The sequence below is a fragment of the Streptomyces sp. LS-MS-L19 genome (assembly GCF_058382285.1).
This window is the reverse complement of sequence record NZ_JBYCLL010000001.1, coordinates 6468923-6482963: the sequence shown is the minus strand read 5'-3', so window position 1 is coordinate 6482963 and position 14041 is coordinate 6468923. Positions and strand designations below refer to the sequence as shown.

The window sequence follows — 14041 nt, the reverse complement described above, 5'->3', positions numbered from 1 at the left end:
AGGTTTCACGGAGGTGCGGGGGTGCGCTCCGCCTGGTGCGCACCCCCGCGATCAGCCGTAGAGAGTTACGACTTCACGAACAGACGGTTGATGTCGATGAGGCTGGACACCGAGCCGTAGCGGGCACCACCGATGTTCGAGCCGGAGAGCTGGAACTGCTTGGTGTACCAGAGCGGGGCGGCCGGGATGATCTTCTCCAGAAGGTAGTGGTGGGCTTCCTTCCAGGTCGCGGCAGCCGCGGTCGGGTCCTCGGACAGCGCCTTCTTGATGAGGGCGTCGACCTTCGGGTCCTTCACGTGCGAGTAGTTCGGCGAACCGTCGGCGACCTGCGTGCCGTCGTAGACGGGCGTGACGACCGTGCCCGGCGACGGCCAGTCCTGGCCCCAGCCGGAGATGTACATGTCGTACGGGTTGTCGAGCTTGCCGATCTGCTCGTAGTAGCTCGCGGAGTCGACCTCCTTGGACACCACGTCGAAGCCGACCTTGGTCAGGGCGTCCTCGATGGCGACCTTGCGCTTCTGGCCCTGCTCGCTGTTGGAGTAGGCGAAGACGACCTTCTTCTCGGCGGCCGGGACCGTCTTGAGGATCTCCTTGGCCTTCGCGATGTTGCCCTGCGGCGCCTTCAGACGGCCGTACGGGTCGTAGTTCGCCTCGTAGCCCGGCAGGGTCGGGGCGAAGTAGTTCGGCGCCACGTCGCCGCCGTAGGCACCGCCCTCACCGGCGATGAGCGACTTGGAGTTGACCGCGTAGGTGATGGCCTGGCGGACCTTGATGTCCTTGACCCGGTCCAGGTTGAACGACAGCTGCATGACGTAGGGCTGGTAGCCCTTGACCGTGCGCTTGTTGACCGCCGCGTTGCCGACGACGTCCTGGATCTGCGTGGACTCGACGCTGCCGGTGAGCTGGATGGCGTTCTTGTCGGCGCCCTGGTCGGCGATCAGACGCTTGGTCTGGGTCGACTCGGTGATGCCGAACTGGATGTCGAAGCTGTCCGCGTACTGGTGGCGCACGGAGTCGGTCTTCGGGTCCCAGTTGGTGTTCTTCGTGAGAACGAGTTCCTTGCCGACCTTGTTGGAGGCGATCTTGTACGGGCCCGTGGCGACCGGGGCCTTGTCGTACTTCTCCTTGGTGTCCGTCTTCTCCGGGACGATGGCGTAGCCGGCCATGGCCAGGGTCTGCGGCAGGTCCGGGCGCGCGGTGTCGAAGTGGAAGACGACCGTCTTGTCGTCCGGCGTGGCCAGGACCGAGTCGGGCAGGTGCTTGCTGCCGAAGCCGCCGTCCGGGAGCGCCTTGCGGTAGTCCGCGCCGCTCAGCCAGGTCTGCAGGTAGGTCGGGCCGTCGAAGATGAACTTCGCGTACTGGCGCTCGACGGTGTGGCGGACGTCGGCGGACGTGATGGGGCTGCCGTTCTGGTCCTTGATGCCGTCCTTCAGCGTGAAGGTCCAGGTCTTGCCGCCGTCCGAGGACTTGCCGGCGTCGGTGGCGAGGTCACCGACGACCGAGACGCCGCCCTTGCCGTCCTCCTTGAACTGGGTCAGGCGACGGAAGAGCAGGTTGGCGACCTGGCCGGCGTCGGAGACGTAGATCTGGCCCGGGTCCAGGTGCGAGAGGCCCGCCTCCTGGTACACGTTGATCGTGCCGCCGGGCTTGGCGCCCGGAACTTCCTCGGCAGGACCCGTCGAGCCCGCGGCGTCGGCGTAGGTGACCGCCTTCGACTGGACGGAGGCCTCCTTCTGGTCCTTCTTCGAGTCGGCGCCGGAGTCGCCGCCCTCGTTCTTGGAGCAGGCCGTGAGAGCCAGGGAACCGGCCGCGAGGGCGACGACGATCGCGCGCGCTCTGCGCGAGCTGATGGGCTTCATGAGGCGATTACCTACCTGTCGGTTGTTATCCATGAGTACTGCCTGACGCGGCTGGTAGGCCGACGCGGGGGCGGCAGCCACCCCCCACCAATGGACGAGTTACCGCCCGGACTTGGGGTCGAAAGCGTCCCGGACCGAGTCTCCGAGGAGGTTGAAGGCCAGAACGAACATCACCAGCGCCAGGCCGGGGAAGAAGAGGAACGCCGGGTCCTGCTCGGTGTAGTTGGCAGCGGCGGCGAACAGTCGTCCCCAGTCCGGAGTCGGCTCGACGAAACCGACACCGGCGAACGAGAGGAAGGCGATGGTGAGGATGGTGCTGGGCAGCTGGAACGTGAACTGCACCAGGATCGGCGTCACCACGTTCGGCAGGATCTCCTTGCGGACGATCCGCCAGGGGGAGGCGCCGGAGACCTTGGCGGCCTCGACGAACTCCCGCTCACGCAGGGACAGCACGGTGGAGCGGACCAGTCGTGCCATACCCATCCAGCCCAGCAGCCACAGCACGATCAGCATCGCCAGTGCGCGGAAGTACGTGGGGGTCTCCTCCCGCGGGTCGACGAAGAACGCGGTGACCACGGGCATGAAGGCGATGAAGAACAGCTGCTGGGGGAAGGACAGGAAGAAGTCGGTGACCCGGCCGATCCAGTAGTCCGTACGACCGCCGAAGTAGCCGCCGATGAGGCCGATGACGACGCCGGTGGCCATCAGCAGGACGGTCACGCCGAGGGCCATGAACAGCGAGGTCCGCATGCCGTACACGAGCATGGCGAACAGGTCGCGGCCGTACTGCGGCTCCACACCGAACCAGTGGTCGGCCGAGACACCGCCGAAGTAGCCGAGGGGCAGTCCGAACTGGTCCAGGACGGGCTGGTCGGCGTAGGTCGGGTCCTGTCCGTACAGCGTGTACGGGTCGGTGCCGCTGATCTTGGTCAGCAGGGGCGCGGCCAGCGAGATCACGAAGTACAAAATCACTACCACGGCGCAGATGACACCGGTACGGTCACGCTTGAAGCGCTGCCACATCAACTGGCCGGGAGAACGACCCTCGAGCTTCTGCTCGGCCTTGACAGGCTCGGCGTTCGACTCGAGCTCGGGGTCCAAGGCGACTGGACTGGTCATGTGTGTACTTCCCCCGGGGGGTTGGAGAGTTGAGCGCAGCACAGATACCGGCAGGTTCTGTGGTTTGGGGGAACTTTCGCCAAAGTGTTCAACGCGCGTCAAGGGCGGAAGGCATAGGGATCTCCCTACCGACCATATTTTGAGGAAAAATTGCAAAGATTGACACCTGCGCGCGCTTGACGCGTGAACCGACAGACCGTCAAAACGGACATACCGCAATGGATTTCTGTTCACATGTCCGAAACACGATGGACGGATTACCGATTACCGGACGGTATCGCATAGGTCACGGACAGGCTTCTTACCCGCGTTCCAGAGCCCGGCTCGACGGCATGCCGAAGGCCCGGTTCCCCGCCACTCGGAGAACCGGGCTCAGCTGCGATCGGATCAGCCGTGCTTGGCGCGGCTCGCGGCGCGGGCGCGCTCGCGGGCGTCCAGGTTGACCTTGCGGATGCGGACCGCCTCCGGGGTCACCTCGACGCACTCGTCGTCGCGGCAGAACTCCAGGGACTGCTCCAGGGAGAGCTTGCGCGGCGGGACGATCGACTCGGACACGTCGGCCGTGGACGACCGCATGTTGGTGAGCTTCTTCTCCTTGGTGATGTTGACGTCCATGTCGTCGGAGCGGGAGTTCTCGCCGACGATCATGCCCTCGTACACCTCGGTGCCGGGCTCCACGAAGAGCACACCGCGCTCCTGAAGGTTCGTCATCGCGAAGGCGGTGACGGCACCGGAGCGGTCGGCGACCAGGGAGCCGTTGTTGCGGGTCTGCAGGGTGCCGAACCAGGGCTCGAAGCCCTCGTGGATGGAGTGCCCGATGCCGGTGCCGCGGGTCTGCGTCAGGAACTCGGTCCGGAAGCCGATGAGACCGCGGGACGGCACCACGAACTCCATGCGCACCCAGCCGGAGCCGTGGTTCGACATGTTGTCCATACGGCCCTTGCGGACACCCATGAGCTGCGTGACCGCGCCCATGTGCTCCTCGGGCACGTCGATCGTCATGCGCTCGACGGGCTCGTACACCTTGCCGTCGACGTCCTTGGTGACGACCTGGGGCTTGCCGATGGTCAGCTCGAAGCCCTCCCGGCGCATGGTCTCGACCAGGATGGCGAGCGCGAGCTCACCACGGCCCTGGACCTCCCAGGCGTCCGGGCGGTCGGTGTCCAGGACGCGCAGCGAGACGTTGCCGATGAGCTCGCGGTCGAGGCGGTCCTTGACCTGACGGGCGGTCACCTTGCGGTCCTTGACGGCCGACTTGGCGTCGGCGCCCTTGCCGGTGCCGCCACGGCCCACCAGCGGGGAGGTGTTGGTGCCGATGGTCATCGAGATCGCGGGCTCGTCGACCGTGATCAGCGGCAGCGGGATCGGGTTCTCGGTGTCCGCGAGGGTCTCGCCGATCATGATGTCGGGGATACCGGCGACGGCGCAGATGTCACCCGGGCCGGCCTTCTCGGCGGGCTTGCGGGTCAGCGCCTCGGTCATCATCAGCTCGGAGATGCGGACGTTGCTGATCGAGCCGTCGCGCTTGATCCAGGCGACCGTCTGGCCCTTGCGCAGCTCGCCCTGCTCGACGCGGAGCAGCGCGATACGGCCGAGGAAGTTGTCGGCGTCCAGGTTGGTGACGTGCGCCTGGAGCGGGGCCTCCTCGTCGTACGTCGGGGCCGGGATGTGCTGGAGGATCGTGGAGAAGAACGGCTCCAGGCTGGTGGAGTCCGCGGGGACCGTGCCGTTCTCCGGCTTGGTCAGCGAGGCGATGCCGTCCCGGCCGCAGGCGTAGACGATCGGGAACTCGATCTGCTCCTCGTCCGCGTCCAGGTCCAGGAAGAGGTCGTAGGTCTCGTTGACGACCTCGTCGATGCGGGAGTCGGGGCGGTCCGTCTTGTTGATGCACAGGATGACGGGCAGCCGCTGCTGGAGGGCCTTGCGCAGCACGAAGCGGGTCTGCGGCAGCGGGCCCTCGGAGGCGTCGACGAGGAGGACGACACCGTCCACCATCGACAGACCGCGCTCGACCTCGCCGCCGAAGTCGGCGTGACCGGGGGTGTCGATGATGTTGATGGTGATGACGTCCCCCCCGTCCTTGGGGTGGTACTTCACCGCCGTGTTCTTGGCGAGGATCGTGATGCCCTTCTCACGCTCCAGGTCGTTCGAGTCCATCATGCGGTCGTCGACCGAGTCGAGCTGATGGGCGGCGAAGGCACCGGCCTGCTTCAGCATTCCGTCGACGATGGTCGTCTTGCCGTGGTCGACGTGGGCGACGATGGCGACGTTGCGGATGTCGTGGCGCGTGGCCATGAAGGCGTACTCCTGGAGTGTGAGGAAGGCCGACGCGTACGTCTGTGTTACGCGGACCCTGCCGGGCTGAACACGCCACGGCCTCACCCCATCGTACGGTGCCCGCCGGGTCGGGGCTCGCCGGGCTCAGTTCCCGGACGGTCCGGAGGCGGGCTTCGCGCCCTTCCTCAGGAAGCCCATGTCCTCGTAGACCGGCGTCTGGAAGCCGAAGGCACCGGCGTTCACCAGGTTCTTCTTCGCGGCGGTCAGCTGCGGCCGCTGGTACAGCGGGATGGACCCGGCGGCCGCCCAGATCCGGGAGTCGGCCTTGCGGATCAGGCTCCGGCTCTCCGCAGCGTCCAGGGTGGTGACGGCCTGGTCGAAGAGCTGGTCCACCTGGTCGGTGCCGACCCGGGTGTAGTTCTGCTCCACGTTCAGCGATCCGTCGGCGGCCGGCACCGGCTTGGCGAAGATGGGCCGGGCGTCGGTCGCGGGGAACGCGGAGGCGGGCCAGGAGTACAGCGCCAGGTCGTACTGGCCGGACGCGATGTGGTCCTTGAAGTAGCTCTCGTCGGACACCTTGGAGATCTCGGTGCGGATGCCGATCTTCGCGAGCATCGAGGAGATCCGGCCGGCCACGGTCCGCAGGGTCTCGGAGCCCGGGCCCGACGGCAGCACGAACCGCAGTGCCAGCGCCTTGCCGTTCTTGGCCAGCACCTTGGTCGCCGCGCTCGCCGGGGCGGGGGTGCCCTTGGGGGCGTAGGCCCCGGCCGGCGGGCCGCCCTGCCGCAGCTTGTTCGCGTACTGCTTGCCGTCCCGCGCGAGGTGCCGGGCGGCGCCGTCGCTCCGGTTCGCGTGGTCCTCGGGGTCCTTGTCGTCGCCCTTGCCGTCCTCGCCGACGATGTACGTGCCGTCCTTGGAGTCCTCCGTGTCCTCGGAGTCGTCCGCGTCCTTGTCCGACTTCTTGCCCTTGGCCCCGGCGGCCTTCTCCCCCTTGTCCCCCTTCTCCTTCTTCACGGGGCCGCCGTGCACCCAGCCGGCGTCGGCCAGCAGGGCCTCCGCCTCCTCGGTGTCCTGGCCGCCGAGCGCGCCGCTGTTGTCGGCGTAGGCGTCCTGGCCGGAGAGCGCGAGGTGACTGCCGACGGGTTCGGCGGGCAGTCCGAGCGGGGTGAGGACGGCACTGGCCAGCGCCTTGCGGTCCAGGGCGCGGGCCACGGCCCGGCGGACCCGCTCGTCGGCGAGCGGACCCGAGGCGCCGTTGAGGGCGAGCTGGGTGTAGGCGGGTTCCAGGGACCTGCGGACCTCGAAGCCCTTGAGTGCCGTCTGCTGCCGCTCGTAGGCGAGGGCGGCCTTGCGCTTCTTCTCGCGGGCGTCCGACTCCTCGTCCGCGGCCTTCTCGTCGTCCTCGTGGGCCACGGCCCAGGAGCGCAGGGCGTCCGCGGCCCCCAGGTTGCTGCCGGGGCCGTGGCCGGACAGGCCGCCCGGTCCGGCGAGCGGGGTGCTGCCGGCCTTGGCGCCCGCGCGGGCGGCGAGGTTGATGCGGCCGAGGGCCTCGGGGTCGATCTCGGCGAGGTCCAGATCGCCGGCGGCCAGCGCGCCGGCCCGCTCGTCGCGCGGTACGGCCCGCAGCACGATCTCGTCCAGCTTGGCGGGATGCCCCCACCAGCGCTCGCTGCGGGCCAGGGTGAGCTCGCCGTCCTTGCGGTCGACCTTCTTCAGCCGGAACGGACCGGCGGTGACCTTGAGCTTCTTGCGGGCGGAGTCGTTGAAGGAGTCCGGGGTGCCCATGACGTCCTTCGGGTACAGCGGCGAGAACAGCGAGCGCCAGTCGGCGTACGGCCGCGCGAAGGTGACCCGGACCTCCAGGTCGTTGGCGCCGCGCTCGATCTTCTCGATGCGCTCGTAGCCGGCGTTGCGGGCGGTCCAGTACGCGGAGTCCTTGCCGGACAGGGCGCGCCACTGGGCGGCGAAGTCGGCGGCGCCGATCTCCCGGCCGTCGCTCCACACGGCCTGCTGGTTCAGCTTGTACAGCACGACCTGCTGGGGCTCGGTCTCGACGACCTTCGCCGACTCCAGGTAGTCGGGGTTGATCTGCGGCCGCCCGGCCGCGTCGAGCCGGTACATCGACGGCAGGACGGCCTGGGCGACTGCGGTGGTGGTCGCGTCCGCGTCCGCCTGGAAGGTGTTCAGGGTCTCCGGGACGGCGTCCACCGCCCAGTGCAGGGTGCCGCCGTCGGCGACCTGGTCACGGGCCGCGGGCGCGATGTCCTGCTCCGCGAGTGGCTTGCTCGTCTTCTCCTCGGAGCTGCACCCGGCGAGGGCGGGCACCGCGAGGGCTCCCGCGGTGAGGAAGGCGACCGAGCGCATGACCGCGCGCAGTCCGACGCCGTTGTGGGACATCTCTGCTTACCTCCGGGAGCCGCGGGCGTTATGATCACTTTTGGCGGTATATGGAGCTGATCACATCTATGCGGCCACTGAAGAGGAAAGGGTTCGGCAACGGACGGCGACACGGCGACACAGACCGGGAAGCCCACCCGTGCGGCGCAATCGACGGCGCACGAGGGGCGCGCACTCAGGCTCACGATCCGCCAATCGGTGCACGTCCCTTCACACCGGCAGGTGTGACGCGCAACACTCGCAGGCGCATGACCGTTCCCGTGCAGGGCAACCCGCCCACGGAAGTGAGGTCACGTCATGTCCGTGAACGACGAACTGGCATCGGCCCAGCGCGCTCTCGACGAAGTGCTCCGGCATGTCAAGCGGCTGGAGCAGCAGCTGGGCAGCGGCGGCCTGGAGATGCGCCGGGTCCGGATCGACGCCGACCGTCTGCGCGAGAGCCTCGCGCTGCTGAGGGAGACCGACCCGGCGCTCGCCAAGGCCCGCCGCCCGGATCTCGTCTCCATCTCCGACACCCCCTACGACAACACCCTGTGGACGGACTCGGACGACGAGGGCCTCGGCGCCCGCGACCGCAGGGCCCCCTGAACCCGACCGGAGTCAAGCGTTGGCCACTGGTACGGAACCCCCCGACACCGAACCCCATCCCGTGAGCGGCGGCGTGCGCACCGGCACGCGCGCCGCGATCGACGCCCCGCACCTGCGCACCGACCGCTGGTGGCTGGCGCCGGCGGCCACCGCCGCCGGGCTGCTCGCCTTCATCGTGTACTCGACCTGGCGGGCCTTCGCCGACACGGACTACTACGCGGCCCCCTACGTCTCGCCGTTCTACTCCCCCTGTCTGGCCGAGCGCTGCGAGCCCATGCGGCACGGCCCCAACTGGGAGCTCTTCGGCAGCTGGTGGGGCATCTCCCCCGCGATCATCATCCTGATCTTCCCGCTCGGCTTCCGCCTGACCTGCTACTACTACCGCAAGGCCTACTACCGGGGCTTCTGGGCGTCCCCGCCGGCCTGCGCGGTGGCCGAGCCGCACAAGAAGTACACCGGTGAGACCCGCTTCCCGCTGATCCTGCAGAACATCCACCGGTACTTCTTCTACGCCGCGATCGTGGTCGCCGGCATCCTGACCTACGACACCGTGCTCTCGTTCCGCGACGAGAACTACGAGTGGGGCCACATGGGCCTCGGCACCCTGGTGTTCCTGGTCAACATCGTGCTGATCTGGGCGTACACCGCCTCCTGCCACTCCTGTCGGCACATCGTGGGCGGCAAGCTGAAGCACTTCTCCAAGCATCCCGTGCGCTACAAGGCCTGGCAGTTCGTCGGGAAGCTCAACGCCCGTCACATGCAGCTGGCCTGGGCCTCGCTGGTGAGCGTGGCGCTCGCCGACTTCTACGTGTATCTGGTCGCCTCCGGCGCTTTCGACGATCCGAGGTTTTTCTGATGTCCGTGGTCGACCGGCAGGAATGGGACGTCGTCGTGGTCGGCGCGGGCGGTGCCGGACTGCGGGCCGCCATCGAGGCCCGCGAGCGCGGTGCCCGTACGGCCGTGATCTGCAAGTCCCTGTTCGGCAAGGCCCACACCGTGATGGCCGAGGGCGGCATCGCGGCCAGCATGGGCAACGCCAACTCGAACGACAACTGGCAGGTCCACTTCCGCGACACCATGCGCGGCGGCAAGTTCCTCAACCAGTGGCGGATGGCCGAACTGCACGCCCAGGAGGCCCCGGACCGGGTCTGGGAGCTGGAGACCTGGGGCGCCCTGTTCGACCGCACCAAGGACGGCCGGATCTCCCAGCGCAACTTCGGCGGCCACGAGTACCCGCGCCTCGCCCATGTCGGCGACCGCACCGGCCTCGAACTGATCCGCACGCTCCAGCAGAAGATCGTGTCCCTCCAGCAGGAGGACAAGCGGGAGACCGGTGACTACGAGTCGCGCCTGAAGGTCTATCAGGAGTGCACGGTCACAAGGGTGTTGAAGGACGGCAGCCGGGTCTCCGGGGTTTTCGCCTACGACCGTGAGACGGGCCGTTTCTTCGTCCTGGAAGCCCCGTCCGTGGTGATCGCCACCGGGGGCATCGGCAAGTCCTTCAAGGTGACGTCGAACTCGTGGGAGTACACGGGAGACGGCCACGCCCTGGCCCTGCTGGCCGGAGCGCCTTTGCTGAACATGGAGTTCGTGCAGTTCCACCCGACCGGCATGGTCTGGCCGCCCTCGGTGAAGGGGATCCTCGTCACGGAGTCCGTGCGCGGCGACGGCGGGGTGCTGCGCAACTCCGAGGGCAAGCGGTTCATGTTCGACTACGTCCCGGACGTCTTCAAGGAGAAGTACGCCGAGTCGGAGGAGGAGGGCGACCGCTGGTACGAGGACCCGGACAACAACCGCCGTCCTCCGGAGCTGTTGCCCCGCGACGAGGTGGCGAGGGCCATCAACGCCGAGGTGAAGGCGGGCCGGGGTTCCCCGCACGGCGGGGTCTTCCTCGACGTCTCGACACGCATGCCGGCCGAGGTCATCCGGCGCCGACTCCCGTCCATGTACCACCAGTTCAAGGAGCTGGCGGACGTCGACATCACGGCCGAGCCGATGGAGGTCGGGCCGACCTGCCACTACGTGATGGGCGGGATCGCGGTCGAGTCGGACACGGCGGCGGCCCGCGGGGTGCCGGGGCTGTTCGCGGCCGGTGAGGTCGCGGGCGGGATGCACGGCTCGAACCGGCTCGGCGGCAACTCGCTGTCCGACCTGCTGGTGTTCGGGCGCCGGGCGGGCTGGCACGCGGCCGAGTACGCGACCGGCCTCGCGGCGGACCGACCGCCGGTGGACGAGGTCCAGGTCGACGCGGCGGCCGCGGAGGCGCTGCGGCCCTTCTCGGCGGAGGGCGCCGAGCCCGCCGTAGGGCCTCCGGAGAACCCGTACACCCTGCACCAGGAGCTCCAGCAGGCCATGAACGACCTGGTCGGCATCATCCGCCGGGAGGGCGAGATGGAGCAGGCCCTGGAGAAGCTCGCGGATCTTCGAGTGCGGGCGCGCAGGGCCGGGGTCGAGGGGCACCGGCAGTTCAACCCGGGCTGGCACCTCGCTCTCGACCTCCGCAACATGCTGCTGGTCAGCGAGTGCGTGGCGCGGGCCGCGCTGGAGCGGACCGAGTCGCGCGGCGGGCACACCCGCGAGGACCATCCGGGGATGGACCGCAAGTGGCGCCGGGTGAACCTGCTGTGCCAACTGGCCGACCCGACGGGCGGGTTGGCGGCCACGGATCCGGTCCGCGGCCAGATCGACCTCACCCGTGAGACCACCGAACCCATCCGCGCCGACCTGCTCGCCCTCTTCGACAAGGAGGAGCTGGTCAAGTACCTCGCCGAAGAGGAGCTGTACGAATGAGCGGCTACACGGCCCACTTCAAGGTGTGGCGGGGTGACGTCAAGGGCGGTGACCTGGAGGACTTCAAGGTCGAGGTCAACGACGGCGAGGTGGTCCTCGACATCATCCACCGTCTCCAGGCCACCCAGGCGCCGGATCTCGCGGTCCGCTGGAACTGCAAGGCGGGCAAGTGCGGTTCGTGCTCGGCGGAGATCAACGGGCGGCCGCGGCTGATGTGCATGACGCGCATGTCGGTCTTCACCCAGGAGGAGACGATCACCGTCACCCCCCTCCGCGCTTTCCCGGTCGTCCGCGACCTGGTCACGAACGTCGGCTTCAACTACCAGAAGGCGCGGGAGGTCCCGGCGTTCGTGCCACCGGCCGATCTCGGGCCCGGTGAGTACCGGATGATGCAGGAGGACGTGGACCGCTCGCAGGAGTTCCGCAAGTGCATCGAGTGCTTCCTGTGCCAGGACACCTGCCACGTCGTCCGCGACCACGAGGAGAACAAGCCGGCGTTCGCGGGCCCGCGCTTCCTGATGCGGGTGGCGGAGCTGGACATGCACCCGCTGGACGCGGCCGAGTCCGAGGGCCTGGACCGCAAGAAGACGGCCCAGGACGAACACGGCCTCGGCTACTGCAACATCACCAAGTGCTGCACGGAGGTCTGCCCCGAGGGCATCAAGATCACCGACAACGCACTGATCCCCCTGAAGGAACGGGCCGTCGACCGCAAGTACGACCCGCTGGTGTGGCTGGGGTCGAAGATCAGGAGACGCTCCTCAGCAGAGTGAGCACCTCCCCGAGGTTGTGTTCCGCGATCTCCCGCATCCCCTCCGGGTGCGGGAAGTCGCCCTCCACCAGACGCAGGGGGCCGGCGACGAGGGAGAGGTGCATGGCGAGGCGGTAGAGGCGGAGGCGGTTCTCGTCCAGGTCCCGGGCCGGGGCCCGCAGGACGTCGTAGCGCTCCTGGAAACGGATCCGCAGGAAGACGTGCTCCCATTCGACGTCGAAGTACATCAGCCCCTCGATGTCGATCAGCGCGGGCCGCCCCCGGTCGTCCAGCAGGACGTGGTCGGGACCGAGTTCTCCGTGGATGAGGGAGTGCCGGTCGCGGGGCCGTACCGCCGCGTCGAGCCGCCGCAGGCTCTCCTCCAGGTCCTCGCGCACCCCCGCGATCCGTTCGTCCCGTGCGGCGGCCTCCCCGAGGTCGCGCAGGGCGCCCTCGGTGACGCGCCGGGCGGCCGAACTCGCGGACGAGGTACCGCCGTTGTCGACGAGCACGGCCTTGCCGAAGGCGGGGCCCTCCTGCGCGTGCAGGGTCGCCAGTTCGCCGGCGAGCTGCTCCAGCGCGGCGCGCCCGGCCACCGGGTCCCGCTCCAGGACGTCCTCCAGGCTGCCGCCCCGCAGGTCCTCGACGACCACGGTGTCGTTTTCGGCGTCCGCGTACAGAAGTCGCGGGGTCCGCACCCCGGTGGCCGCGAGCCGGTCGTGGGCCGCGGTGAACACGTCACGGCTGGTGCCCGCGGAGAAGGGATCGCGGAGGTCGGAGGGCCCGGCGTCCCAGTAGTCCTCGTCCGGCGACCAGACATAGGCGACGACGGTGGTCTCGTCGTCGAGGGCGAGCCGGTAGACACCCTTCTTGGTGCCGCCGCGGAGTCTGGTGACGCCGGTGAGGGTGCGGCCGGTCGCGGCGCGGGCGAGGGGGGCGAGATCGTCACGGGTGAGGTGTCTGCGGGTGGGGGTCATTCGGCAGATCGTCGCAGTGCCGGGCGCCGGGCCGCAGGTGGTTTTCTAGCGGACCCAGTCCTTCTCGTACGCCGTCCAGTCCGCCTCCGTGGCCGCGAAGTCGACGTACAGCGCCACGCCGAAGTTCGCTCGGTCCGCGTCGGTGCGGGAGAGCCCGAGGCGGACGCCCCGGACGGCCGCCGGGACGGTCTCGGCGAAGGACCAGTGGTCGAAGTTGTTCTCCCGGTAGAAGGGCAGGCCCATCAGCAGGTCGGTGGAGTCCGGGGTGACCTCCAGGGCCAGGGAGGTCTGCTGGGCGACATAGCCGCCGTAGAGGCTCTCCAGGGGCGTGGCCGTGTCGTACGACATCACCGCGATCTGGTCGACGCGCCGCGCGACCTGGCCGAAGTAGGCCTGCGACCACCACTTGGGGTGCTCGGCGAGGACGCCCGCGGCGGAGTGCAGCGCGGGCAGCGGGTCGATCTGGTGCGCGGCGACCGAGAGGGGGACGCCGTGGGCCCGGGTGACCTGGCGGAGGGTGTCGAGGAGGTCGAGGTAGTCCCGGTCGCCGGAGTGCAGGGGTTCCAGGTCGAAGTGGGCGCCGTCGAAACCGGCGGCGAGGATCTCGCGGGTGGAGCGCACGACGGCGGCCCGGGTGTCCTTCTCGGCGAGGTGCATGCCGTCCGGGCTCTCGGTGGCGAGCTTGTCCCCCAGCCAGGCCTGGACGCGGATGCCGGGGGCCGCCTCGTGCACGGCGCCGATCAGCCAGGCCGCCTTCGGATACGCCGAGGCGGGCAGCGTTCCGTCGTGTTCCAGGGGGCCCGCGTGGACGTACAGGTCCCGGATCCCGGTGTTCCGCAGGCGCCGGGCGAGGGCGGTGACGTCGGCGTCGCCCTTGCGGCCGTCCACCCAGGCGTGGCCGAGCCAGATCGCGTCCTTGTGGCGGGTGCGGGTGCCGTCGGCGGGGTCGCCGGCGTAGTTGAGACGGAGCGCGACGGCGACGGTGAGGAGGGGAAGGAGCACGACGAGCGCGAGCGCGAGGACGCCTCGGCAAATCCAGCGGCGACGCCTCGTCCTCGGCGCCGGTGCCGGTGCCGGTGCCGTCTGCTCCGTCTCGCCGTCCTGGTCCCCTGGTACGCCTGGTGCCTGCGACATCCGCTCGCCGTCCTGGCCGCCCCGTGCGTCCGGTGCCTGTGACATCCGCTCCCCGTCCCCTCGCGTACCCCCGCCGTCCCACCCCGCTCGCGTCCGCGCATTCCGGCCCATACGCTCCGAAATGTGACGCCATCCCTGATACGCGGCCG

At 69.1% G+C, this 14041-nt stretch carries 10 protein-coding genes; 4 read left to right on the top strand and 6 right to left on the bottom strand.

Annotated features, from left to right (window positions below; all coding sequences use genetic code 11):
* Window positions 1-65 precede the first annotated feature (65 nt).
* The 4 genes from AC2XR2_RS29075 to AC2XR2_RS29060 all read right to left on the bottom strand — a co-directional run bounded on the left by AC2XR2_RS29075 (window position 66) and on the right by AC2XR2_RS29060 (window position 7652).
* Window positions 66-1859: an ABC transporter substrate-binding protein gene (locus tag AC2XR2_RS29075; protein WP_330264632.1), complete on the bottom strand. Its 1794-nt coding sequence runs from the start codon at window positions 1857-1859 to the stop codon at window positions 66-68.
* A gap of 99 nt (window positions 1860-1958) precedes the next feature.
* Complete coding sequence (locus AC2XR2_RS29070; RefSeq protein WP_330264633.1) at window positions 1959-2978, bottom strand: ABC transporter permease; 1020 nt, start codon at window positions 2976-2978, stop codon at window positions 1959-1961.
* Window positions 2979-3365: 387 nt separating this feature from the next.
* Window positions 3366-5273, bottom strand: coding sequence for a translational GTPase TypA (gene typA, locus AC2XR2_RS29065; RefSeq protein ID WP_123762864.1), 1908 nt, complete (start codon window positions 5271-5273; stop codon window positions 3366-3368).
* 126 nt (window positions 5274-5399) lie between these two features.
* Complete coding sequence (locus AC2XR2_RS29060; protein WP_449351680.1) at window positions 5400-7652, bottom strand: ABC transporter family substrate-binding protein; 2253 nt, start codon at window positions 7650-7652, stop codon at window positions 5400-5402.
* Window positions 7653-7949: 297 nt separating this feature from the next.
* On the opposite strand from AC2XR2_RS29060, the gene AC2XR2_RS29055 reads away from it, so the two are divergent.
* From AC2XR2_RS29055 to AC2XR2_RS29040, 4 genes are read left to right on the top strand one after another with little or no spacing between them, the layout of a single operon-like run.
* A complete protein-coding gene (locus tag AC2XR2_RS29055; protein WP_330264635.1) occupies window positions 7950-8240 on the top strand; it encodes an Rv0250c family protein in 291 nt (96 codons plus the stop codon).
* A gap of 19 nt (window positions 8241-8259) precedes the next feature.
* Window positions 8260-9096, top strand: a complete 837-nt coding sequence (gene sdhC, locus AC2XR2_RS29050) for a succinate dehydrogenase subunit SdhC (protein WP_330264636.1) — start codon at window positions 8260-8262, stop codon at window positions 9094-9096.
* Window positions 9096-11030: a fumarate reductase/succinate dehydrogenase flavoprotein subunit gene (locus AC2XR2_RS29045; RefSeq protein ID WP_449351681.1), complete on the top strand. Its 1935-nt coding sequence runs from the start codon at window positions 9096-9098 to the stop codon at window positions 11028-11030. Before sdhC ends, AC2XR2_RS29045 begins: the two co-directional genes overlap by 1 nt.
* Entirely contained in the window at window positions 11027-11803 is a 777-nt protein-coding gene (locus AC2XR2_RS29040; RefSeq protein ID WP_491516703.1) for a succinate dehydrogenase/fumarate reductase iron-sulfur subunit, read from the top strand. Before AC2XR2_RS29045 ends, AC2XR2_RS29040 begins: the two co-directional genes overlap by 4 nt.
* Here the strand turns inward: AC2XR2_RS29040 and AC2XR2_RS29035 are convergent.
* On the bottom strand, window positions 11778-12758 hold the full coding sequence (locus AC2XR2_RS29035) for a phosphotransferase family protein (protein WP_491516702.1): 981 nt from the start codon (window positions 12756-12758) through the stop codon (window positions 11778-11780). The two genes, AC2XR2_RS29040 and AC2XR2_RS29035, sit on opposite strands and share 26 nt — an antisense overlap.
* A gap of 45 nt (window positions 12759-12803) precedes the next feature.
* Window positions 12804-14003 (bottom strand): glycoside hydrolase family 18 protein, encoded by a 1200-nt coding sequence (locus AC2XR2_RS29030; protein ID WP_491516701.1) that lies wholly within the window; start codon window positions 14001-14003, stop codon window positions 12804-12806.
* Between the last annotated feature and the right edge of the window lie 38 nt (window positions 14004-14041).